The organism is Kitasatospora sp. NA04385 (assembly GCF_013364235.1).
Lineage (GTDB): Bacteria > Actinomycetota > Actinomycetes > Streptomycetales > Streptomycetaceae > Kitasatospora.
Window position 1 is genome coordinate 7,433,785 of record NZ_CP054919.1, and the last position, 22,985, is coordinate 7,456,769.

Here is a 22,985-nt window from a genome sequence, read left to right on the forward strand (position 1 = left end):
CTCAGGCGCGGAAGTCGCAGAGCAGCAGCGCCGAGTCGTCGTCCGGACCGGTGCCCGTCCACTCCTCCACGTCCGCCCGCAGCCGGGCCAGGGCCTGCTGCGGGCACGGCGGGGCGAGCAGCGCCGCGGCCCGGTCGGCCAGCGGGTAGAACCGGCCGGAGCCGTCCCGGGCCTCGGTCAGACCGTCCGTGCAGAACAGCAGCCGGTCGCCCTCGTGCAGGGTCAGTGCCGTCGGCCGCGGCGCGGGCGCGCCCGTCAGCGCGGCCAGCCCGAACGGCGGGGCGGGGTCGAGCTTCGGCAGCACCGGCGCGGTCCCGGCCGCGCCGGTGGCTCCCGCTCCACCCGCCCGCAGCAGGACCGGCACCGGGTGGCCGTGGTCCAGCAGCGTCGTCCGCCCGTCCTCCCGGACGTCGGCCAGCAGCGCGGTGACGAAACGGTCCCCGGAGGTCTGCTCGGCGAGCGCCTGCTCGACCTGCCCGGCGAGGGAGCCCAGGTCCGGGGCGACCGGCGCCGCGTTGCGGAACGCCCCCAGCACCACGGCCGCCGCGCTCACCGCCTCCAAGCCCTTGCCCTGCACGTCCGCGACCAGGATCCGCACCCCGCCCGGCACCTGCACCGCCTGGTACAGGTCACCGCCGACCCGGGCCGTCCGGTGCGCCGAACGGTACGAACCCGTCAGCTCCAACGGCCCCAACCGGGGCGGCAGCGGCGGCATCAGCACGTTCTGCACCGTCTCCGCGACCGCCCGGACGTCCACCAGCTCCCGTTCCGCCCGCCGCCGCGTCACCGACACCCAGCACGCCGCCAGCGCCGTGAACACCACCCCGCCCAGCGCCACCCACACCCGGGTGTGCCCCCACACCCCGTCCCACACCGAGAGCAGCAGCACCAGCACCACCCCCAGCAGCGCCGAACCCAGCACCGTCCGCGGCGCACCCCGCCCGGCCGCCAGCGCCGGGCCCGCCGCGAACAGCGGCAGCAGCCCCAGGGACGGCCCCAGCAGCAGGTCCGCCAACGCCACCAGCCCCATCGCCGCCACCGGCGCGACCCACGGCCGCGCCCACCACCGCCCCCGCCCGGTCCGGCCCGGCTCGTTGACGGTCGACGACATCGCGCTGCTCCCTCTCACCTTCCCGCGCACCGGCGTACCCGCGCGCATCCGGTGGCGACCACCGGCATCGGGCCTCCGACGGTAACCACCGGCCCGCCGCGCCCGGTAGGGCCCTTGGGCCCGCCCGGCCCGGCTCGCCCGGGCCCGCCGAAAAGGTGCGGCCCCGGCCGGACGGCGGTACGAAGGGCTGACGGACGCCGCACCCCTGGACGGTGCGGCGTCCGTTCGCCGTGGCGGTGCACCGCCGCACCGCTGCACCGCCGCACCGCCGCACGCTCAGGAAGGACGCCGGGATGTTCGAGGAACGACGCGCCCGCCACCAGGCCAACCGGGCTTTCGAGCACGGGGACGGGGTCACCCGCTACCGCATGCAGCAGAAGGTCCTCGCCGTCGGCGACGACTACTGGATCGACGACGACGCCGGCGACCACGTCTACAAGGTCGACGGCAAGGCCCTGCGCCTGCGCAAGACCTTCCACATCGAGGACCGCTCCGGCCACCGCGTCGCCACCGTCCAGCGCCGCGCACTGCGGATCAAGGACTCCATGGAGATCGAGGACGCCGACGGCAACCGCATCGCCATGGTCAAGAAGGCCCTGATCAACCCGCTCCGCGACCGCTGGCACATCGAACAGCCCGACGGCCCCGACCTCGACGTCCACGGCAACGTCCTCGACCACGAGTACACCATCGAGAACGACGGCATCAAGGTCGCCGAAGTGTCGAAGAAGTGGTTCCGGGTGCGCGACACCTACGGCATCGACGTCGGCCCGGACGCGGACCACGCCACCGTGCTGGCCGCCGTCATCGCCATCGACACGATGGCGCACCCGGGCGACTGAGCACCGCGGTCGGCGCGGTCCTCACATGAGTATGTATGTATGAATAACTGGCCTGGGGCGGAACTGTCCGGGTCGGGCCGACTGCGTGGTGGCCGCTCGCTCCGGCCCGGCCCGTCCCGGTGGTGACCGCCCTTCGGCAGCCGGTGGCGGGGGGCACGAATTCCGGTTGTTGGCAATCGGCCGGGGGCACGGAAAAGCGCACAAGGCAAATCCGGTGAGGGCACGTATTTCGTTCGGCCGCAATGGCTTCGGCGGGGAAATGGAAACTTGACAGTGGTGTGGGGCCTGCCTATATTTCGGTCGGCCGAGTTCCCGTCGGCGATAGGAAAAGCGTCGGAATGGCGCCGGTGCTCTGCCCGGGGCTGCTGCCGCTTTTCTCACCATGCTTTCGCGGCAAGGTCGTTGGGCCGCGCGCCGGTGAAGGACGGGGTCGGTGCGGTGGAGTGCGGAGCGAATGAAGGAGACCCCTGGTGGCGAATGTCGACGATCCCGCCGTGCGCGCGGTCGAAACGGAGCGGGACCACGTGTTCTCCCTGTACGGGGTGCTGGCCGAGCGGATTTCCGCGGCGCGGGCGGAACGGGCGGGCCTGCTGGAGGTTCCGGCGGAGAGTGCCGGGGAGGCGCGGGAGCGGGAGCTCGTCGTCGAGCGGCTGGGGCGGGAGATCGGCCGGTTGGAGGGCACGGAGCAGGGGCTGGTCTTCGGGCGCATCGACCGGGCGGACGGCACGGCCCTGCGGATCGGGCGGATCGGGCTCCAGGTGGGGGAGGAGGAGCTGCCCCGGCTGGTGGACTGGCGGGCGAACGCGGCGCGGCCCTTCTACGAGGCGACGCCGGTCCGGCCGATGAACCTGCGGCGGCGTCGGCACCTGCGCGTCGAGGGGCGCACGGTCGTCTCGGTGAGCGACGAGCTGCTGGACGGGACCGCCCCGACCGAGGACGACGTGTTGGGGGACGGGCCGCTGGCCGAGGCGCTGTCGGTGCGGCGCACGGGCCGGATGCACGCGGCCGTCGCGACACTGCAGGCCGAGCAGGACGAGATCATCCGCTCCCCGCACCGGGGGGTGACGGTGGTGCAGGGCGGGCCGGGCACCGGAAAGACGGTGGTGGCCCTGCACCGGGCGGCCTACGTCCTGTACGCGTTCCCGCGGGCGACGGAGGAGGGCGTCCTGGTGGTGGGCCCGAACGCCCGGTTCATCGACTACATCTCCCGGGTCCTGCCCTCGCTCGGGGAGAACGACGTCGTCCTGGCGACCTGCCGGGAGCTGGCCGGGGTGTCCGTGGACGAGGCGAAGCCGTCCGGCGCGGCCGGATCGTCCGGTGCGGCGCGGTCGTCCGGTGCGGCACGGTCGTCCGAGGTGGCACGGTCGTTCGAGGTGGCGCGGCTCAAGGGCGGGGCGGTCCTCGCCGAGGCCCTGGCCGGCCTGCTGCGCGTCCACCAGGCGCCCGGCGGCGGCTTCGCGGTGCGGGTCGGACGGGAACCGGTCCGCCTCCCGGGCCGGGAGGTGGCCGTGGCACGGGACGCCGCGGTGGCGGCCGTGCCGGGGCACAACCCCGCCCGGGAGGTGTTCAAGGAGCTGCTGGTCGACGCGGTGGCCGACGCGGTGCAGCGGGACATGGGCGACCTCCTGGCGCAGATCGACGCCGACGCCGAGGCGATGACGGGCATCGACTTCGACCGGTTCACCGGAGCCGCCGGGCGCCGGGTCGAGGGCGCGGCCGATCCGGGCCCGGTCCACGAACTGGATCTGGACGCCGTCCGGGCCGACCTGCTCGCCGACCCCGGCGTCGACCGGGCGGTCGAGGCGCTCTGGCCGCGGCTGGTGCCCGGCGACCTGGTGAAGGCGCTCCTGACCGACGCCGACGCCCTCGCCGAGCACCTGCCCGCGCTGACCGCGCAGGAGCGCGTCCTCCTGCTGCGCGGCCCGGACGACCCGTGGACCGACGCGGACGTGCCGCTGCTGGACGAGGCGGCCAGCCTGGTCGACGGCCCGCCCGGGCGGACGTACGGGCACGTCGTGGTCGACGAGGCGCAGGAACTGACGGCCATGCAGTGGCGGATGATCGTCCGCCGCTGCCCGGCGCGGGCGATGACGCTGGTGGGGGACTTCGCGCAGGCGGGCCCGGTCGCGACGGCGCGGGACTGGACGGAGGCGTTGGCCCCGCACGTCGGGCCGCGGTTCAGGCTGCACGACCTGACGGTCAGTTACCGCACCACGCAGCAGATCCTGGCGGACGTCCGGGGCCTGCTCGCGCGGATCGCCCCGGACCAGCGGCCCACCCGGTCGCTGCGCAGCGGGGAGCGCCCCCGCACCGTGACCGCGCCCCCGGACGGGGTGGTCGACGCCGTCGTCCGGGAGCTCCGGGCCCAGCGCGCCGCGCACCCGGGCGAGTTGCTGGGCGTGGTCTGCGCGGACGCCAGGGTGGGTGAGTTGACGGCCCGGGGCGTCGCGGACCGGGCGCGGATCGTGCCGGCCTCCGAGGCGCGCGGCCTGGAGTTCGACGGGGTCGTCGTCCCCGACCCGGAGGAGATCGTCGCCACCCGCCCGGGCGGGGAGCGGGACCTGTACGTGGCCCTCACCCGGGCCACCAAGCGCCTGTGCACCATCACCGTCCGGCCCGCCTGACGGGACGCCGGGCCCCGCCCGGAGCCGGAGCCGGGGCCGCCGGACGGCGTGCGGCGCCCGGGTCGCGGGCGCCGCGTCGGGGCCGGGTCAGGCGGTGGCGCCCTCCGGCGGGCGGGGGGCCGTCCGGCGGGAGCGGGTGAGCGCCAGGCCGGCGGCGACGACCAGGGCGGCGGCGCCGAGGGCGCCGATCGAGTGCGCCAGGGTACCGGTGGGCTTGGCCGCGCCGAGCAGGACCAGCGGGCAGACGAACTCGCCGAGGAAGAAGGCGCTGTTCCACAGGCCGGTGCCGCGGCCCCGGTTGGCGGGGGTGAGCAGTGCGACGGTGCGGGTGATCAGGGTGGGCAGCAGCAGGCCGGTGCCGAGGCAGTTGACGACCGCACCGACGACCAGGACGGGGACGCTGCCGGCGAAGGCGATGATGCCGAAGCCGACCGCGCAGAGCGCGAGGGTCGCCGGGAGCAGGCGGTCGGCGTGGTCGGTGAGGCGGGTGAAGGCGGCCGCGCCGGCGACGGTGGCGGCGCTGGCGATCGCGGTGCACAGGCCGATGGTGGCGGGGGCCTCGGTGCCGAGGTCCTTGAGCAGGAAGGAGGTCTCCACGGGGACGGTGTAGAAGACGATCGCGCCGAAGAAGGTCAGGGCGCAGGGGGCCAGCAGGCGGCGCAGCAGCGGGGCGAAGGGGGTCAGGGCCGGGGCCGCGGCGGCGTCGGTGCGGCGCCCGGCCGGTCGCAGCATGGTGGCCAGCAGGGGGGCGAGCAGCAGGCCGACGGCGTAGGCCCAGAACGGGGCGCGCCAGCCCGCCGAGCCCGCGGCGCCGCCGAGGGCGAAGAAGGCGGTGGCCGAGACGGCGGAGCAGATCGCTTGCAGGGCGAGGTACTTCTCGCGCCGGCGGCCGCTCCAGTAGTCGCCGATCAGGGTGGTGCAGCAGGTCATGATGGCGGACTCGGCGACGCCGACCAGGGCCCGGCTGGCGATGATCGCGGGCAGCGAGTCGAGCCAGAGCGGGGCGGTGCCGACGATCGCGTAGAGCACGGTGGCGATCACCAGCAGGCGGTGGCGGCCGAGGCGGTCGATGATCGCACCGGCGAAGGGCGCCATGACGGCGAGGGAGAGCGCGGGGACGGTCAGTGCCACGGGCGCGAGGGCGTCCACGCCGGAGACGTCGGCGAAGTGGTCCTGGAGCTTGGGGAGGACCGGGGCGATCAGCACGGCGCCGAGGATCGGCAGGCAGCTGCCCGCCATCAGCAGGGTCACCGTCAGCCGGGGGCGGGCGAGGACCGGGTCCGGCGCGGGGGCGTCGGCGGGGGCCCGGTCCGGTGCGGGGGCCTCGGTGAGCACCTGGTCCGGCGCGGGCGCGGGCGCGGGCGCGTCGGCGGGGAGGGGGGCGGGCATGACCGCTCCGTTCGAAGAGGGGTGGACCTCCGGCCGGAGCGGACGGGGCACGCGTCGGCCCGCCCCCGCCCGGACGGCGGTGGGGAAGTCGGCACGGGACGCCGTGTCGGCGGGCCGGGGTGGCAGCCGTCCTGAACGGGGCTGGTGGTCCCGGGGAACGGCATGGCCGCTCGATTGTACGAATACCCGTCATTCGTCCGACAGCTGACGGTGCGGTTGTTCCCGGCGCCCGCCGCCGACCCGGGCGGCGCTCGTCGCGGGTCGGCCGGGTCGGCGGCGGGCCGGATCGGTGACCGGCCCGGGCGGCGTCGCGTTCCTCGTCCGGGCGCCCCGGGGCCCGTGACGGGCCGTCAGCGGTGGCGGGCGGGCCGGTGGGCGAGGACGAGGGCGAAACCGACGGCGCCGAGGGCGACCAGGACGACGCCGCTGACCAGCAGCGAGGTGGGCGGCCGTTCGCCGGCCACGGAGGCCGCCAGGCCCCGCGCCGGGTCGGGGCGGGCCGCGGTGGCCGGGGGAGTGGCGGTGCCGCTCCGGCCCGGGCCGTCGGCGGGGGTGGGGAGGGCGCCGACGGCCAGCACCTCGGTGCGGGGGGTCGGGCCGGAGCCGGTCGCGGCCCGGTCGGTCGGCGCCGACTCCGCGGCGGCCGGTGCTTCGGCGTCGGCGGCGGGCGCGGTCGGACGGGTGACCCGGAGGGTGGTGTGCGGGGCGGCCTCGAAGGTGTCCGCCGCGCCGGACCGGAGCCCGAGCCGGACGTCCACCTGCTGCGCGGCGGCCCCGGGTGCGGTGACGGAGAGCCGGAAGGTGTAGCGGGCGCTCCCGCCCGGCGCCAGGTCGGTGCTCGGCAGGGCGCTGCCGCCGCCGCGCAGCGAACGGTCGCAGCCGACCGTCAGCGGGAGGGGTGTCCAGCCCGAGGGCGTCCGCACCTGGAGCAGCAACTCGTCGGCGCGCAGCGCCTCCTGGGGCTCTCGGGCGGCGTCGTTCCGGAGGGCGGGCAGCGGGGCGCCGGTGAGGGCGGTGGCCCCGGTGTTGTCGACCTCCGCGGTGAACTCGACCGGGGCCCCGCCCGCCACCAGCGTCCGGTCCGCGAGCGGCAGGAGCGCCACCGAAGCGGTCGGCGCCGACGGGGTGCTGGTCGCGGTCGCGCTCGCACCGGTGCTCGCCGTCGCGCTCGCGCTCGCCGCGCCGGGGTCGGACGCCGGGTCCGACGCGGGCGCGGGGGCGGAGGGCGGGGCCGGGGGCGCGGTGGCGGCCGGCCCTTCGCCGCAGGCCCAGGCGGCGGGGGCGCCGCCGAGGACGAGGACGGTGCCCAGGGCGGTTCCGGCACCGAGGGCGGCGAGACGGGAGTGGACGGGCACGGCAGTTCCCCCCAGGGACGGAAGCGGCGGGCAGCGGGTCGTACACGCGTGCCCCCCGTCTCCCCGCTGTCGCCAGGAGAATGCCGCCCGATCCGGGCCCGACCGAATCCGCTGCCGTCCGCCGCCGTCGGGTCCGCCCGTCGTGGTGGGCGCGGGGCTGGTCAGGCGCGGTGGGCGAGGGTGAACTCCCAGGCGTCGGCGACGATCCGGTCGAGGTCGGGGTGGCGCGGGGTCCAGCCGAGGGCCTCGCGGGCGCGGTCGGCGGCGGCGACCAGGACGGCCGGGTCGCCCGGGCGGCGGTCGGCGACCTGGACGGGGATCTCCCGGCCGGTGACGCGCCTGACGGACTCGATGACCTCGCGCACCGAGAAGCCGGTGCCGTTGCCGAGGTTGCAGATGAGGTGCTCGCCGGGCCGGGCGGCGGCCAGCGCCAGCAGGTGGGCCTCGGCGAGGTCGGCGATGTGGATGTAGTCGCGGATGCAGGTGCCGTCGGGGGTGGGGTAGTCCTCGCCGAAGACCGCGATGTGCGGGCGCTGCCCGAGCGCGGCCTGGAAGACCAGCGGGATCAGGTGCGACTCCGGCTCGTGCCGCTCGCCGTAGCGGCCGTAGGCGCCGGCCACGTTGAAGTAGCGCAGGCTCACCGCCGCCAGGCCGTGCGCGATCGCCTCGGAGGTGATCAGGTGGTCCACGGCCAGCTTGGTGGCGCCGTAGGCGTTGGTCGGCGAGGTCCGCGCACTCTCCTTGATCGGCACCTGCTCGGGCTCCCCGTACACCGCCGCCGTCGAGGAGAACACCAGCCTGCCCACGCCCGCCTTGCGCATCGCCGCCACCAGTTCGAGCGAACCGGCCACGTTGTTGCGCCAGTACTTCTCCGGGTCCGCCACCGACTCCCCCACCTGCGAGGACGCCGCGAAGTGCAGCACCGCGTCGAAGGAGGAATCCAGCACCCCGGCCGCGTCCTGGATCCGCCCCCGGACGAACTCCGCCCCCTCCGGCACCCCCTCCGCGAACCCGGTCGACAGGTCGTCCAGCACCGTCACCCGGTGGCCCGCCTCCAGCAGGTGCGCCGCCACCACGCTCCCGACGTAACCGGCTCCGCCCGTGACCAGGTACGTGCCCATGCCCGCTGACCTCCACCACTCGATGCCCACGGTTCCCACCGTGCTACTCGATCAGAATTCAACAGAATCAAACCAAAGTCAACGAGAAGGGTGGGGGTTCCCGGTGGATCGGTCACCCCGCCCGGCCGGCCCGGGGGGCGGTGGTTGGACGCCCGGACCGGGGGTAACCGCCGCACATGCTGACCGTGGGTGTGGAAGAGGAGTACCTGCTGCTGGACGCCGCCACCGGGGTGCCGGTGGCCCGGGCCGAACAGGTCCGGCAGACGGCCGGCCTGCAACCGGCGATCGACCGGTCCGAGGTCCAACGCGAGCTCCTACAAGCCCAGTTGGAGATCGCCACCCCGGTCTGCGAGACGCTCGACGAAGTCGCCGCGCACCTGGAACGGCTGCGCGGCGCCCTCGCCGCCGCCGCCGCGGAGCACGGCTGCCGACTGGCCGCCTGCGGCGCCGCACCCTTCGCCGACCGCCTGGCGGTACCGGTCAGCGACACCCCCCGCTACCGCACCATCCGCGCCGAGGCCCCGCAGCTGACCGACGAGCAGCTGATCAACGGCATGCACGTGCACACCGCCGTGCCGGACCGCGGGGCCGGCGTCGCCGTCCTCAACGGACTGCGCCGCTGGCTGCCGCTGCTCGTCGCGCTGTCCGCCAACTCGCCGCTGTGGAACGGCACCGACACCGGTTTCGCCGACTGGCGGACGGTGGTCTTCAGCCGGTGGCCGATCAGCGGGGTGCCGCCGCGGTTCGACGGCGCCGCCGACTACGACGAGCGCATCCACGCCCTCGTCGACACCGGGCTGGTCGGCGACACCGGCGGGCTCTACTGGCAGGCCCGGCTCTCCGAGCGCTACCCCACCGTGGAGACCAGGGCCATGGACGTCCAGCTCCGCGTCGACGAGGCGGTGATGCTGGCCGGCCTGGTCCGGGCGATCACCGCCACCCTCCTCACCGACCCCGGCCGCGCCGCCGCACCCCCCGAGCCCCACCCCGAGGCCCTGGCCGCCGCGGTCTGGTACGCCGCCCGGCGCGGCTGCACCGAGCGCCTCCCCGACCCCCTCACCGGCACCCTCGACTCCCCGCCGGTGGTGGTGGACCGCGTCCTGGACGCCCTCGGCCCCGCGCTGCGCCGCAACGGCGACGCCCAGTGGGTCGAACCCCTGCTGGCGCGGCTGCTCACCGAGGGCAACGGCGCCGTCCGCCAGCGCCGCGAACTGCGCCGCAACGGGCGCGCCGGACTGGTCGACCTCATCAGCGCCGTCACCGACGGCACGCCGTCCGGGAGCCCCGCCACGTCGTCCGGAAGCCCCGCCACGCCGTCCGGGAACGCTGTCACCGACGGCACGCCGTCCGAACCGGTCGGCGACCCGGCCGGGTGAGCCGGGGCGGCCCGGCGCGCACCGGCGGCGGACGGCGGGACCGGCCGGGCCCGCTCACAGGCGCAGCACGACCAGGGCGGTGTCGTCGGTGAGCCCGGCGGGCGGGACGAGGTCGGCGAGCAGGGCGTCGGCCAGTGGTCCCGGCTCGGCGCGGCGGTGGCGGGCCAGCGAGCGGGCCAGCCGGGCCAGGCCGACGTCGATGTCCTCGCGGCGGCGCTCGACCAGGCCGTCGGTGTACAGGACGAGGACGGAGCCCTCGACGAAGGCCGTCCGCGCCTGGGGGCGCCCGGCCCACTCGGGGCGGGCGCCCAGCGGGGGATCGGTGGCCCGGTCCAGGAAGGTCACGGCCCCGTCCGGCCCGCACAGGGCGGGCGGCGGGTGGCCGGCGCAGCTGTAGGCGAGGGTGCGCTCCGCCCGGTCGATGAAGACCGACACGGCGGTGCTGTTCTCCGCGCCGTCCACGGAGCGGGCGTACCGGTCGAGCACCTCCAGGGCCTGGGCCGGGCCGGCCGCGACCCGGGAGGCGGCCGACAGCGCGCTGCGCAGCTGCCCCATCACCCCGGCGGCGCGCAGCCCGTGCCCGACCACGTCGCCGACGGCCACCGCGGTGCGGCCGTCGCCGGGCAGCTCGACCAGGTCGTACCAGTCGCCGCACACGTTCAGCGCACCGGCGGCGGGCCGGTAGCGGACGGCCGCCCGGTGGTGGTCCGGCGGGCGCAGCGCGGGCAGCATCGCGGCCTGGAGGTGCAGGGCCACCTCCCGTTCGCGGGCGTGCGCCCGGCGCAGGCGCTCGTTGACGTCCTGGAGCTCCCGGGCCCGGCTGTACAGCTCGGCCCCCAGCACCCGGGTCCGGCCGCTGTCGCGGATGCCGCGGGCCTTGATCAGCTCGGTGACCTCCTCGACCCGGTGCACCAGGAGCACCACCTCCCCGTCCGGGCCGAGGACGGGCACGTTGACCGTGCTCCAGTACCGCTCCTCCCACTCCCCGGGACGCCCGGCCTCCTCCACGTCGTAGCGCTGCAGGGCCATGGCGTCGCGCACCCCGGTGGCCAGGACGCGCCGCAGCGAGGCGTGCAGGTTGCGCACGCCGCTGGCCGTCGGTTGGCCGGGGTTGTCCGGGAAGACGTCGAACAGGAAGCGGCCGACCACCTGCGCGCGGTCCCGCCCGGACAGCAGCAGGTACGCCTCGTTCACGTCCGCGAACACCAGGTCGGGGGTGAGCAGGGCGACCGCGCCGGGCAGGGCCTGGAAGACGCCCGGGTAGTCGATCACGGGTCCGCTCACGATCACCTGCCGTACGCCGCCGGGTCCCGGTCGGGGAGTGCTTCCACGATAGGCACGGGAGCCCCGACCGGCCCCCGCTCCCGGCCCCGCCCCGTGAACCGGCCCGGCCGACCGGGGTGACGAGCGGGCGCATGGACCGGGGCGGGCCGGACACACGCGGGACATGCGCACCAGGTGGACGACCCGGCAGACGAAGGCACGACGCGCGGTCCCGTACGCGGGAGCCGCCCTGGCAGTGGCGGCCGCCGCCGCGGTGGGCGCCCGGGCCGCCGGCCCCGCGACCGCGTGGTACCGGTCGCTGGACAAACCCGGCTGGCAGCCCCCGCCATGGGTGTTCCCGGCCGTGTGGACCCCGCTGTACGCCTCGATCGCCTGGAGCGCCGGACACGCGCTCGGCCGCGCCCGCGGCCGCGAACGCGCCGCCCTGGCCGCCGCGTACGGGACGAACCTGGCGGTGAACGCCGGGTGGACCTGGCTCTTCTTCGGCCTGCGCAGCCCCGCCGCGGGCGTCGCGGGCAGCGTCCTGCTGGACGCCGACACGCTGGCCCTGATCAGGCGGACGGCCCGGCACGACCCCGCGGCCGCCGCCGCGCTGGCGCCCTACGCCGCGTGGTGCCTGTTCGCCACCGCGCTCAGCGGATCACTGGCCCGCCGCAACGGCTGAGCGCCCCTCCGCCGCCCCGACCTCGAACGGACGGGGTGCCCGCCACGGCGGTGATCCGGCCGGGCAGGCCCTCGGCGAAGGGCCGGAACAGCACCGGGACGAGGTGCCACGCGTACGCCTCCGTCGGCGACGGGACCGACGCCGGTCGCTGCCGGAGGCGTACGCGCGGCAGGGTAATGCGCCGCAGGGGTGTGCGTGGCACGGGTGTGGGCGGACCGGGGATGTGCGGCAGGGGCGTGCGTGGCACGGTTGTGGGCGGACCGGGGATGTGCGGCAGGGATGTGCGTGGCACAGGAACGCGCGGCACGGGCATGCGCGGACCGGGTGTGCGGCACAGGAACGCGCGGCACAGGTGTGCGCAGTACAGGAGCGCGTGGCACAGGCGTGCGCGGACCCGCAGTGGGCATCCGCGCGGAGAGCCGGAAGTACCGGCGGACCAGGAGCAGCGGAGGGAACCCGCCATGACCGCACCCGACCGGACGCCCAAAACGCCCGACCTGCCGCCCGCCCCCGGGACGGAGGCGCCGGACATGGAGGTGGTGGTGCCCGACACCGGCCCGGCCGCCGAGGAGGGCCGCGATCGCACCGAGGGGCCGGCCCCCGAGCGGAACCGCACCGCCGCCGAGACCACCGAGGCCCGGAGCGAGGACGAGCCCCCCGACTGACCGCCCCGGGACGGCCCGGCGCGTGGGTGCCCCGCGGCCTGCGCGTCCGGGGGCGCCCCGGGGATGCGGCAGGGGGGCCGGTCGCCCCCCGTTGTTGCTCCGACCAGGACTCCGCGCTCCGGTCCGGCGTCCTCCGGACGGGTGGCCGGGCTGGGCCGCACGGGTGGCCGGGCGGCGTCAGGGCCCGTCGGCGGTGAACCCGGGGCGGTGGCGGGGGACAGTACGTCTCGGCCGACCCGTCGCGTGCCGTCCGTACGCGCCGCCGGCCCGAGCACCCCGAACCGAGGGTGCCGCCCCGTCCGGGACGGCGCCCTTCCCGACATCGAGGAGTCGACATGTCCCGCACCCGCAAGTACTTCGCCGTCGTCGCGCTGGCCGCCACCGCCGTCCTGGGCACCGCCGGAGCGGCCTCCGCGTCCGCCGGCGCCCAGGGTGTGGCCGTCGGCTCGCCCGGCGTCCTGTCCGGCAACGTGATCCAGATCCCCGTGCACATCCCGGTCAACGTGTGCGGCAACAGCATCAACCTGATCGGCGCGCTGAACCCGGCGTTCGGCAACTCCTGCGCCAACATCGGCTGACCACCCCGGACCGGCGGGTCCGCACCGTGACCCGCCACCGGCCCGCGGGCCCCTCCCGGAACCGGGAGGGGCCCGCGCGCGTGCCGGGAAGCCGGGCGGGGCTCAGGAGCGCCGGCTCCTGCGGACGACCAGCCAGATCACCACGCCGACGATCAGCACCAGCAGGATCGACACGGCCAGGAAGCCGATCAGGCCGCCCTTGGACTTCTTCTTTTTCTTCTTCGCCGAGCTCTTCGCCAGCTGCACGGACTCCTGCGCCCGCTGCCCGGCCGACACGTGCACCTGCCCGCCGGCCGCCGGAGCGGACCCCTGCGGCCCGGCCGCGACCGCCGCCGTGCGCGGCACCGGGGTCGTGGCCGCCGCCGTGCCGGTGGCCGACACGGCGCCGCCGCCGGCCAGCGCCAGGGCGAGCAGCACCCCCGCCAGACGTCTCCTCATCTGTCCCACCTCGTTCCCGACCGGCCCCAGCGGCCCGCGTCCGGCTCACTGTGGCAGCCGCCGGGCCCGCCGCGGCAGGGGTCGGGAGCGGCCCGTTCCGAGACTGTGACGCTGTAACAGCGCCGTGCCGCACCGCCGGAGGGGTGACCGGGGCCCGCCGGGGGCGGGCTACTTGCCGTCGGAGAGGCCCAGGGCCTGGAGGTCGACGCCGCCGTAGGCGTCGGTGACGTAGACGTTGGTGAGACGGGGGTTGCGGTAGTTGAGGGTGCGGGTGGCGAGGTAGGGGAGGTAGTAGGCGCCGTCGGCGACCTTGTGGTTGACCTTCCGGTAGAGCTCGGCGGCCCGGGCGGGGTCGGTCTGCGCCGTGGCCTGGTCGAACCAGCCGTTGATCTCGGGGTCGTTGAGGCCGGTGAAGTTGTAGTTGCCGGTCCCGCGGATCCGGCGGCCGTCGGTCAGGTCCTGGAGGAAGACGCCGCCGGAGGGGTAGTCCGCGATCCAGCTGGACATGATCAGCCCGTAGCCCTTGGACTTGACGGTGTCGGGCGACCCGACGGTGTCGGCCATGTCCTTGAGCTCGTAGGTCTGGGGCGTGACGTTGATGCCGACGGACTTCAGCGAGTTCTGCAGGGCCAGCGCCGCGGCCTGCTCCTTCGGGTTGTCGGCCCGCACCGCCATGGTGGTGTCGAAGCCGTTCGGCTTCCCGCAGGCGGCGAGTTCGGCCTTGGCCTTGGCCGGGTCGGGGCGGCCGTCGGTCAGGCCGTAGGGGTCGTAGTCGTCCGAGCCGCTGACGGTCGGGGGGAGCAGGGTGCCGACGGGGGTGCCGGACTGGGGGCCGCCGCGGGCGGTCTGGAGGGCGCCGGGGTCGGCGGCGTACAGGACGGCGTTGCGGCAGTGCTGGTTGTCGAGCGGCGGGACGGCCGGGACGAGCGCCACGTAGCGCACGACGCCGGTGGCGGGGTCGTCGGTGCGCGCCTTCAGGCCCGGGTCGGCCAGGACCTTCGCCTGGGTGGCGGGCTGCAGGCCGGCCTGGGCGAGGTCGAGGTCGAACCCGCCGGAGAGCAGGCGGTTGTCGACCTCCTCGCCGCTGCCCGCGACGGTCAGCCGGATCCGGTCCGGCAGCGCCTTGCGCAGCGGGTCGGTGGACTGGTCCCAGGCCGGGTTGCGCTCCAGTTCGTAGCTCTTGCCGGTCTGCACGGTGCGGAACCTGTACGGGCCCGAGGAGACCGGCTTCTCGCCGTACTTGTCGCGGGTGTCGGCGGCCTTCGGGACGGGCGCGGTGGTGCCCAGGGTCAGCAGGTAGGGGAAGTCGCCGTTCGGCTCGGCGAGGGAGAAGACCACGGTCAGGTCGTTCGGGGTGCGCACCGACTTCAGGCCGAGCCGGTCCGGGTCGGAGTCGCTGTACGGGCCCTTGTAGCCCTGGCCCTGGTCGAGGACGTCGGACAGCAGCACCGGGCCGCCGAACAGCACGTCCTGGTCGAAGGAGCGCTCGATGCCGTACTTGACGTCCTTGGCGGTGATCGGCGTGCCGTCCTCGAACTTCAGCCCGGGCCGCAGGCGGACGGTGTACGTCCGGCCGTCGGCCGAGACCTCCGGCGCGGCGGCGGCGAGGTCGGGCACCACGGCGGTGCCGTCCCGGCCGGGCGCACCGGCGTAGGCGTACAGGGTGCGGACGTAGAGCCGCTGGAAGTTCCAGGCCCACCCGTAGTAACTGCGCGCCGGGTCCAGCGAGTCCACGTCGCCGGAGGTGCCCAGGTTCAGGGTGCCGCCCTTCCGGTCGGACGGGTTCAGCACCTGGTCGATCGCCGCGTCGTACGCCGCCGTCGTGGTGGTCGTGACGCCCCCGTCGTTCGACCGGCGGGAGGACGAGGGCGAGGGGGAGGAGCTGCCGACTCCGCCGACTTCGCCGCCCGCGTTCTCGTAGCGGTTCAGCAGGCCCGGCAGCAGGAGACCGGCCGGCACCACCGCGGCTACCACGCCGAGTGCCCCGAACAGCAGGGCCCGCCGCCGCCGACCGGGACCGCCCGGCGCCGCCGGCCCGGGCGCCGGCACGACCGGCGGCAGCGGCGTGGCGTACGGATTGGGGAACGGCGCGGAGGAGAGGTACGGGTTCGGGGACGGGAGGGGCGAGGCGTACGGATTGGGGGCCGGGTCGGGGGACGGGTCGGGCGAGGCGTACGGGTGCGGGGTGTCCACCGGGCCCGGGGCCGGGTGCGCGTACGGGTGCGGGGTCGCGTCCCGGGCCTGGTCCGGGGCGGGCGGCGGGGTGGTCGGCGGGGCGCTCGGGAAGGGCGGCGGGGCGCTCGGGACGGGCGGCGGCGGGACGGCGTCGCGGGCCGTCTCCTGGCGCGGCGGGGTCTGCGGGGCGGGCGGCGCGGGCGCCACCGCGGGCTGGGCGGCCGCGGCCAGGAGGCGGGCGGTCTGCTCGGCGGTCAGCCGCAGCGCCGGGTCCTTCACCAGCAGGCCCAGCAGTACCGGGGTCAGCGGGCCGGCGAACCGGGACGGCCGCGGGGGCTGGGTGAGGATGGCGACGTACAGGGCGGTCAGCGTGCCGGCGGTGAACGGGGCCTCGCCCTCGACCGCGGTGTGCAGGGTCGCGCCCAGCGACCACAGGTCGGAGGCGGGGGAGGCGGGCTTGCCGTCGAGCTGCTCGGGCGCCATGTAGGCCGGGGTGCCGAGCAGGGTGCCGGTGTTGGTGAGGGACATGGTGGCGTCGGCGATGCTGGCGATGCCGAAGTCGGTGAGCACCACGCGGTTGCCGCTGAGCAGGATGTTGTCCGGCTTCAGGTCCCGGTGGACGACGCCCGCGGCGTGCGCGGCGGTCAGCGCCTCCAGCACGGCCAGGCCGATCGCGGCGACCCGCGGCGCGGGCAGTCGGCCGTGGTCCCGGACGGTGGCGGCCAGCGAGGAGCCGACCACGAACTCCATCACGATCACCGGGGCGCCGTCGTGCTCCACCACGTCGAACACCGTGATGATGCCCGGGTGGTTGATCCCGGCCGCGACCCGGGCCTCCCGCATCACCCGTTGGAGCAGCAACTCCCGCTGCTCGTCCTCGAGTCCGGCCGGGAACAGGATCTCCTTGACGGCGACCTCGCGGTGCAGGGTCTCGTCCCGCCCCCGCCAGACGCGGCCCATCCCGCCCCGCCCGACCGGCTCGATCAGCCGGTACCGTCCACCGATCAGCATGCCGTCCGCGTCTGTCACGGCGGACAGGATATCCGTCCCCGGTGGTGGCCAGGACGGCCATGATCTGTTCGTGATCCGGCACTTGGCGGCCGTCGGGCGGGGCGTGCGGCGGGGCGTGCGGGGGAGCGCCGGGTGGGTTACCTGGTCGGGGCCGGGGCCGGGGCCGGGGCCGGGAGGGTGGCGGCGAGCAGGCGGCCCGCGCCGATCAGGCCGGAGTCGTCGTCCTCGGCGCCGAGGACGACCATTTGGCGGACCTCCTCGGGCGTGAGGCCGAAGCAGCCGAGCCGTTCGAGCTCGGCGGTGAGGAGTTCGGCGTAGCGCGCGCCGAGGGCGAGCGCGAAGCCGCCGATCAGCACGTAGCGGCGGATGCCGATCGAGGTGAACACCGCGGTGATCGCGGTGGCGAGCGCGGTGATCCCGACCCGCACGGCGGCGGTGGCGAAGGCGTCCCCGGCCCGGACGGCGGCCACCAGGGCGCGGTTGTCGAGCAGTTCGGGGTCGGGCGCGCTGGCCGCCAGCGCGGAGCGGGCGTAGCCGGCCGGGTCGGCGAGGGCGGCGCGGCGGGCCGCGGCCAGGGCGCCGCGGCCGGAGGCGAGGGCGCCCAGGTGGCCCCGGCCGCCGCAGTCGCAGGGGGCCGCGTCGGGGGACGGGTCGACGGTCCAGTGGCCGATCTCGCCGCCGTGGCCCTCGGTGTCGAGCAGCACCTCGCCCGCCCGGTAGACCTTGTTGCCGATGCCGGAGCTCACCGTGATCAGGCAGAACGGCCGGTCGTCCGCGGGGTCGACGTACCGCCAGACCGCCGCCGTCAGGTCGTTGACCACCACGACCGGCAGGCCGAGCCGCTCCTCCAGCCGCTGCCGCACCGCGACCTGCTCGCCCGGGCCGCCCCAGACGGTCGGTGCGGCCAGGGCCCGGCCGTCGGCGGTGACCGGCCCGGCGAAGGAGACGCAGACGGCGCCGCTGCCGTGGCGTGCGACCGCCTCGGCGGCGAGGGCGGCGACCTGGTCGAGCACCCGGGCCTGCAACTCGGCCACCGGCCGGCCCGGATGCCCGGCTATGCCGTCGGTGGGGACGCGCCGGACGTCGGTGACGGCGTCGTCGGCCACCCCGTAGCGAGCGGTCCGCAGGGTGGTGCCGCCGAGGTCGATGACGGTGAACGCGGCGTCGGACAAGGGTTGCTCCCCAGGTGTCGGTGCGCGGGCGCGCGGGTGTGGCGGGCCCGGTGGGTGCGGCAGACGCAGGGTGGTGCGGGGTGGTGCTCCGGCGGGCGGATCGGCGTGATCGTACACGGCCGGAGGCAGATATGGGAGCGCTCCCACTCGGGGTTCCGGGCCGTCGGCGAGCGGGCGGCGGGCGGACGGGCGCCGTCCGACCGGGCGGACAGGCCCCGGCGAACCCCGTGTGCGCTGTCGGGGCCGAGGTCTACATTTGTTCCCTGACGCCGAATCGGGCGCAGCGCGGCTCCGGCCGCGGGGCGGTGGCTACGGGGGTGGCGATGGCGTCCGGTGCGGGGCGGAGCGGCGCGGGGATCGGTGGGGTGCGCACCACCGCCAAGTACGAAGTGGACGCGCTGGTAAAGGACTTGGTGGCGCAGTTCAGCGCGGCCCGGCTGCCGATGCCGGTGGTGGTGCTGTACGCGCAGGAGGACGACCCGGAGCTGGACGCGGAGGTCCGGGCCGTGGTCCGGTCGGTGCAGGAGGCGCAGGAGGGCGGCGACCTGCCGCACCGGACGGTGCCGCACGTGCCGGACGGCGATCCGCACGACAACGCGATCGCGATCCTGGACGGCCTGGCGAAGGGGCCGTGGGCGCGCCGCGGGCCGTCCTGGTACCGCGGCTACCCCGCGCCCCGCTCGCGGCTGGTCGCCGCGATCGAGGCCGCCACCCGGCACGTCCTGGACGGCTCCCCGGCCCCCGGGTCGGCGCCCGCCGGGTCCGTGCCCGCCGCGTCCGGCACCGTCCAGAGCGCCGCGCGGCCGTTCGACGAGCTGGTCGAGTCGGTGCTCGCCCGGCTGCGCGACCTGCACTGGCGGCCCGAACCGCGCGGCGCCGGGGGCGAGTTGCAGCGGCTGCTGTCGCCCGTCCTGAACTCCACCACGCTGATCGGGGCGTTCGTCCTGGCCGCGCTCACCAGCCTGCTGACGCAGGCGAGTTGGCAGCTGGTCACGGTGGTGCTGCTGGGCGCGGTGGCGGTGCTCGGGGCGACCGGCTGGGTGCGGCGCAACACCGCGCCGCTGTCCTGGCTGGGGTCGGCCAGCCGCTGGTTCGCCACCACCACCTTCCTGGCCGCCTCGGGCCGGCAGGCGGCGGCCTGGTCGCTCTGGCGGCCCCGGATGTCCTGGGACGTGACGCAGGCCAGGGCCCGCGAGGTGGCCGGGGAGATCCTGAAGGCCCAACTGCCCGGCACCCCGGCCGCGGACCGCGACCGCGCCCAGCAGTTCCACCTCCAACTGCGCACCCTGGCCCTGCTGGAGGACCTGCGGCGGGCTCACCGCTCCTGGGCGCCGGACGCCCGGGGCCGCAAGCGGCGCGTCCCGCCGGTGGTCTTCGTGCCCCGGGCGGACAGCGCCGGCGGCGCGCTCCAGGTGCTGGGCGCGATCTCCGACGTGCGCAGCCGCCGCAGCGAGCAGGACCCGCTGCTGGTGCTGGCCGCCGTCGCCCGCGCGGACGTCGCGGCCTGGCTGGAGGGCGACCGCACCGCCCCGACCGGCGCGTCCGGCCCCGAGCCGCTCAGCGGCCCGTACGAGAACTGGGTGAGCGACCTGCGGGTGCGCCAGTCGCCCAGCCGGGGGCGGGCGTTGGCGTGGACGCTGCCGGTGCGGCTGACCAGGCAGCAGTTGCAGGCGGGCGGGACCACCCGGCTGGCGCCCGTCCCGGTGCGGCGCTCCTGGTGGTTCCTGTGGTCGCGCTGGTCGGTGCTGCTGGCGCTGGTACTGGTGGCCGCCGGGGCGGGGCTGCGGGTGCAGCAGCTCGCCGGGCAGTACTGCGAGGCCCGGCTGGTGGGCTCGAACCCGGACGCGGTGTGGCGCACCGGCCCGGGCGGGACGCGGGAGTGCATCGGCGTCGCCACCGGGTCGGTGACCTTCGCGGGCGGCGACGGCGGCATCCGGCTCAGCGGCGCGCTGCCCGGCCGGGACACCGACCGCACCGGCGCGGACACCGGGCTCGGCGCGCTGGAGGACGCGATCCGGCGCGAGAACGAACGGGTCGACGCCCTGCCGGACGTCCGCTACGTCACCGTGGTCTACGCGGGCGCGCTCACCACCGCCGCCGGGCAGGAGGGCCGGGCGCTGAACGGCCTCAAGGAGCTGGCGGGCGTCCACCTCGCCCAGATGCGCAACAACGCGGGCGACCCGCTGAAGGTCAAGGTGCTGGTCGCCAACGGCGGGCAGGACATGTACTTCCAGACCGAGATGGTCCGGCGGATCGTCGACCTGGCCGCCCGGGACCGCTCGATCGCCGGCGTGGTCGGCCTCGGCCGGGACACCGCCGACAGCGACACCGCGCTCACCCTGCTCCAGCAGGCCGGCCTGGCCGTGGTCAGCACCACCAACTCGGCCAGCTACCTGGCCCGCGGCCACGTCAACTACTTCGGCCTCGCCGCCACCGACCAGGAGGAGGCCGCGGCGCTGCGCCTGATCGTCGACGGCCTCGGCACCCCGCCCGAGGAGCGCTGGGCGGCCGTCCTGACCCGCACCCCCACCCCCGACGACCGCTACAGCCCCGAACACGCCCGCTACGGCAGCGAGATGCTCACCGACGCCGGGTACCGGCTGATCGGCGGCCACCCCCTGGAGTACCGCCTGACCAACAACGGGGACCCGGACTACGAGCAGGCGCTCGCCACCACCTGCCACGGCGAGCACCCGCCGGCCGTGCTGTACCTGGCCGGCCGCGCCGACGACGTCAACCAGCTGATGCGGCGCCTCGCCGACGACAAGGGCTGCGCCCGGCCGCTCACCGTCCTCACCGGGGACGACCTGACCAAGGCGCAGTTCCGCACCGGGGGGACGGGGGTGGCCCCGCAGGCCACCCTGTACTACACCGCGCTGAGCGACCCGGCCGCGACGGCCCGCGGCTCCGACCTGGCCGCCACCGCCGCGAGCGTCCTGCACCTGGTGCCGCGCGGCGCCAACCCGTACGAGGACGACGTGTTCTCGGACGGTTCGCTGGCCCTCGCCTACGACGCCACCGCCGCGCTGCAGGCCGGTGCGGCCAAGGCCGGGGCCTCGCAGCGCACCGGCACCGGCTCGGTGATGGCGGCCCTGCGCGCCGTGCAGCTCAACAACCGGCCCACCGGGACGGTCGACTTCCGGGCGGCCGCCCCGCTGGCCACCGACCCGCAGCCCGGGCACGGCCTGCACGTCATCCGGGTCCGGCGCGACGCGCAGGGCGTGCCGGTCACCGACCACCTGTGCGGCCGCCCGGCCGGTGACACCGGGCCGCTCACCGGCTGCGTGCCCTGACCTCGTTCGACCGGATCGGACCGGACCGGACCGGACCGGGCCGGATCGGGCCGGACCGGACCGGTTCCCGGTGCGGTTCCCGGCGTGGGGCGGGGCGGGTGGGGAAAACGGAGGAAAGGGCAAATGTAGGGTTTGCCCCATGAGACTGGTGAAGCGGCGGCCGCGGTTCTACGTCCTGCTGGGGGTGGCGGTGCTGGCGGTCGCGGCGCTGGTCACGGTGGTGGTCATCCGCAGCTTCGCCATGGTCACGGTCGATCCCGGGCAGGCGCGGAAGCGGGCGAAGGCGGGCCCGGCAGCGGGCCAGGTGGACTGCTCGCAGCGCAAGTGCATCGCGCTGACCTTCGACGGCAGCCCGGGGGAGCCGACCGAGCGGGTGATGGACCTGCTGGCGCAGCACCACGCCCAGGCGACGTTCTTCCTGGAGGGACGGGACATCCACGCGCACCCCGACGTGGTGCGGCGGATCGCGCAGGAGGGGCACGAGATCGGCGACCACACCTGGAACCACCCCCGGCTGACCGAGGTCCCCGACGCGCAGGTGCGGGAGGAGCTCGTCCGGACCGCGGACGCCATCGAGGAGGTCACCGGGCGGCGGCCCACCCTGATGCGCCCGCCGGAGGGCCGCACCGACGACCGGGTCTCCAGGATCTCGCGGGAGCTCGGCATGGCCCAGGTGCTGTGGACGGTGACCGCGCAGGACTACGCGACCGAGGACACCGCGCTGATCACCCAGCGGGTCCTGGACGGCGCCGGGCGCGACGGGATCGTCCTGCTGCACCCGCTGCACAAGGGCACCGTGCCCGCGCTGCCCGCCGTCCTCGACGCGCTCGACGGCCAGGGCTACACCTTCGTCACCGTCGGGCAGCTGCTCGCCCCGGGCACCGCGGAGCCGGGCACCATCTACAGGTGACGGCCCGCCAGCCGGGCGGACGCCGTCCGCCAGGCGGACGTCACGGCCGCGTGGGCCTGGGCGGTGGCGGTCGCCACGTCCGCGTCCAGCCGGACCGGCGCCCCGATGTGGACGTGCACGCGGGGGCGGCGCAGCGGCGCGGTGACCAGCCCGGCGAGCTGCTTGGCGGTGGACCCCGAACTGATCCGGCGGGCCCCGGCCTGGCCGAGCGGGACGACCGGGGCGCCGGTGGCGGCCAGCCGGGCCAGGCCGGTGCGGAACGGGCCGGGGGCGCTGTCGGCCGGGTCGGTGCGGCGGGGGAGCCGGCCCTCGGGGTAGATGACGACGACCCGCCCGGCCGCCAGCGCGGCGGCCGCGTCCTCCAGCGCCCGGGCGGCCCGCTCGGTGCCGCGGTGCACGGGGATGTGCCCCTCGCGGAGCAGCGCGCCGCGCAGCACGGGTATCCGCCACAGCCCGGCGGTGGCCAGGACCACCGGCTCGACGCCGAGGTGGCGGACCGCGGCGAGCACCACGCCCGGGTCGATCAGCGAGGAGTGGTTGGGCGCGACGATGCTGCCCGGGGCCAGCACCGCGGCCTCGTCCGCGCTCACGGTGAACCGCCCGAGGACCGGGACGACGGCACGGGCGACGGCGCTCAGCATGGTGGGGCCCCAGGGTCTCGGGATCGGACGCCGCCCGGCCCGGGCGGCACGCCCATTGTGGCGGGCGGGAGGGCGCTCCGGCCTGAGTGCGGGTACTCACCTCGGCCGGGCGCCGGGCCCGACCGGCGCACCGGCGGCAAGGGGTGGCGGCAAGGGTAATTCCCTTGTGCTGCAAGACCGTTCGGATAGTCTGAGGGGAAAGTGACCACGGGGGAGGCGGGCACCATGGCGTACGCGGGCGAGCTGCGGCCGACCGGCGGCAGCGGGGTGCGGGTGCGGGTGCGGTCCTGCGGGTGTGCCCGGAAGCCGGGCGGCCGGGCCTGAGCGGGGCGTCCC

Annotated in this window: 18 protein-coding genes; 9 read left to right on the forward strand and 9 right to left on the reverse strand. The window is 76.2% G+C overall.

Annotation, left to right across the window (positions count from 1 at the left end):
• Window position 1: 1 nt before the first annotated feature.
• Window positions 2-1,111 (reverse strand): PP2C family protein-serine/threonine phosphatase, encoded by a 1,110-nt coding sequence (locus tag HUT16_RS32960; RefSeq protein WP_176191667.1) that lies wholly within the window; start codon window positions 1,109-1,111, stop codon window positions 2-4.
• Between the two features lie 293 nt (window positions 1,112-1,404).
• On the opposite strand from HUT16_RS32960, the gene HUT16_RS32965 reads away from it, so the two are divergent.
• Together HUT16_RS32965 and HUT16_RS32970 are read left to right on the forward strand one after the other, a co-directional pair.
• Window positions 1,405-1,953 (forward strand): LURP-one-related/scramblase family protein, encoded by a 549-nt coding sequence (locus tag HUT16_RS32965; RefSeq protein ID WP_176191668.1) that lies wholly within the window; start codon window positions 1,405-1,407, stop codon window positions 1,951-1,953.
• 524 nt (window positions 1,954-2,477) lie between these two features.
• On the forward strand, window positions 2,478-4,577 hold the full coding sequence (locus HUT16_RS32970; RefSeq protein ID WP_176192993.1) for an AAA family ATPase: 2,100 nt from the start codon (window positions 2,478-2,480) through the stop codon (window positions 4,575-4,577).
• 87 nt (window positions 4,578-4,664) lie between these two features.
• Here HUT16_RS32970 and HUT16_RS32975 read toward each other — a convergent pair whose 3' ends face one another.
• The 3 genes from HUT16_RS32975 to galE form a co-directional block, all read right to left on the reverse strand.
• Window positions 4,665-5,966 carry an MFS transporter gene (locus HUT16_RS32975; RefSeq protein ID WP_176191669.1) on the reverse strand — a complete coding sequence of 434 codons (1,302 nt, stop codon included), beginning with the start codon at window positions 5,964-5,966 and terminating at the stop codon, window positions 4,665-4,667.
• A 350-nt stretch (window positions 5,967-6,316) separates the two neighbouring features.
• A complete protein-coding gene (locus HUT16_RS32980; RefSeq protein ID WP_176191670.1) occupies window positions 6,317-7,321 on the reverse strand; it encodes a hypothetical protein in 1,005 nt (334 codons plus the stop codon).
• 161 nt (window positions 7,322-7,482) lie between these two features.
• Entirely contained in the window at window positions 7,483-8,442 is a 960-nt protein-coding gene (gene galE, locus HUT16_RS32985; RefSeq protein ID WP_176191671.1) for a UDP-glucose 4-epimerase GalE, read from the reverse strand.
• A 176-nt stretch (window positions 8,443-8,618) separates the two neighbouring features.
• Here galE and HUT16_RS32990 point away from each other — a divergent pair, with 176 nt between their 5' ends.
• Entirely contained in the window at window positions 8,619-9,818 is a 1,200-nt protein-coding gene (locus HUT16_RS32990) for a glutamate--cysteine ligase (protein ID WP_176191672.1), read from the forward strand.
• 54 nt (window positions 9,819-9,872) lie between these two features.
• Here HUT16_RS32990 and HUT16_RS32995 read toward each other — a convergent pair whose 3' ends face one another.
• A complete protein-coding gene (locus HUT16_RS32995; RefSeq protein WP_254898101.1) occupies window positions 9,873-11,102 on the reverse strand; it encodes a PP2C family protein-serine/threonine phosphatase in 1,230 nt (409 codons plus the stop codon).
• A gap of 163 nt (window positions 11,103-11,265) precedes the next feature.
• On the opposite strand from HUT16_RS32995, the gene HUT16_RS33000 reads away from it, so the two are divergent.
• The 3 genes from HUT16_RS33000 (at window position 11,266) to HUT16_RS33010 (ending at window position 13,009) form a co-directional block, all read left to right on the forward strand.
• On the forward strand, window positions 11,266-11,766 hold the full coding sequence (locus HUT16_RS33000; protein ID WP_176191674.1) for a TspO/MBR family protein: 501 nt from the start codon (window positions 11,266-11,268) through the stop codon (window positions 11,764-11,766).
• Window positions 11,767-12,227: 461 nt separating this feature from the next.
• Window positions 12,228-12,431, forward strand: coding sequence for a hypothetical protein (locus HUT16_RS33005; RefSeq protein ID WP_176191675.1), 204 nt, complete (start codon window positions 12,228-12,230; stop codon window positions 12,429-12,431).
• Between the two features lie 335 nt (window positions 12,432-12,766).
• Complete coding sequence (locus HUT16_RS33010; protein WP_176191676.1) at window positions 12,767-13,009, forward strand: chaplin; 243 nt, start codon at window positions 12,767-12,769, stop codon at window positions 13,007-13,009.
• A 102-nt stretch (window positions 13,010-13,111) separates the two neighbouring features.
• Here HUT16_RS33010 and HUT16_RS33015 read toward each other — a convergent pair whose 3' ends face one another.
• From HUT16_RS33015 to HUT16_RS33025, 3 genes are all read right to left on the reverse strand, one after another.
• On the reverse strand, window positions 13,112-13,447 hold the full coding sequence (locus tag HUT16_RS33015) for a hypothetical protein (protein ID WP_176191677.1): 336 nt from the start codon (window positions 13,445-13,447) through the stop codon (window positions 13,112-13,114).
• Between the two features lie 168 nt (window positions 13,448-13,615).
• Window positions 13,616-16,651 (reverse strand): ABC transporter substrate-binding protein, encoded by a 3,036-nt coding sequence (locus tag HUT16_RS33020; protein ID WP_176191678.1) that lies wholly within the window; start codon window positions 16,649-16,651, stop codon window positions 13,616-13,618.
• Between the two features lie 119 nt (window positions 16,652-16,770).
• Entirely contained in the window at window positions 16,771-17,805 is a 1,035-nt protein-coding gene (locus HUT16_RS33025) for an ROK family protein (protein WP_176191679.1), read from the reverse strand.
• 365 nt (window positions 17,806-18,170) lie between these two features.
• Here HUT16_RS33025 and HUT16_RS33030 point away from each other — a divergent pair, with 365 nt between their 5' ends.
• Together HUT16_RS33030 and HUT16_RS33035 are read left to right on the forward strand one after the other, a co-directional pair.
• Window positions 18,171-21,098 carry a hypothetical protein gene (locus HUT16_RS33030; protein ID WP_176191680.1) on the forward strand — a complete coding sequence of 976 codons (2,928 nt, stop codon included), beginning with the start codon at window positions 18,171-18,173 and terminating at the stop codon, window positions 21,096-21,098.
• A gap of 139 nt (window positions 21,099-21,237) precedes the next feature.
• Window positions 21,238-22,008 carry a polysaccharide deacetylase family protein gene (locus tag HUT16_RS33035; protein WP_176191681.1) on the forward strand — a complete coding sequence of 257 codons (771 nt, stop codon included), beginning with the start codon at window positions 21,238-21,240 and terminating at the stop codon, window positions 22,006-22,008.
• Here HUT16_RS33035 and HUT16_RS33040 read toward each other — a convergent pair.
• Window positions 21,999-22,649, reverse strand: a complete 651-nt coding sequence (locus tag HUT16_RS33040) for a 1-acyl-sn-glycerol-3-phosphate acyltransferase (protein WP_176191682.1) — start codon at window positions 22,647-22,649, stop codon at window positions 21,999-22,001. The genes HUT16_RS33035 and HUT16_RS33040 overlap by 10 nt on opposite strands.
• A 201-nt stretch (window positions 22,650-22,850) precedes the next feature.
• On the opposite strand from HUT16_RS33040, the gene HUT16_RS39490 reads away from it, so the two are divergent.
• Complete coding sequence (locus HUT16_RS39490; RefSeq protein ID WP_303392118.1) at window positions 22,851-22,973, forward strand: hypothetical protein; 123 nt, start codon at window positions 22,851-22,853, stop codon at window positions 22,971-22,973.
• Window positions 22,974-22,985 lie beyond the last annotated feature (12 nt).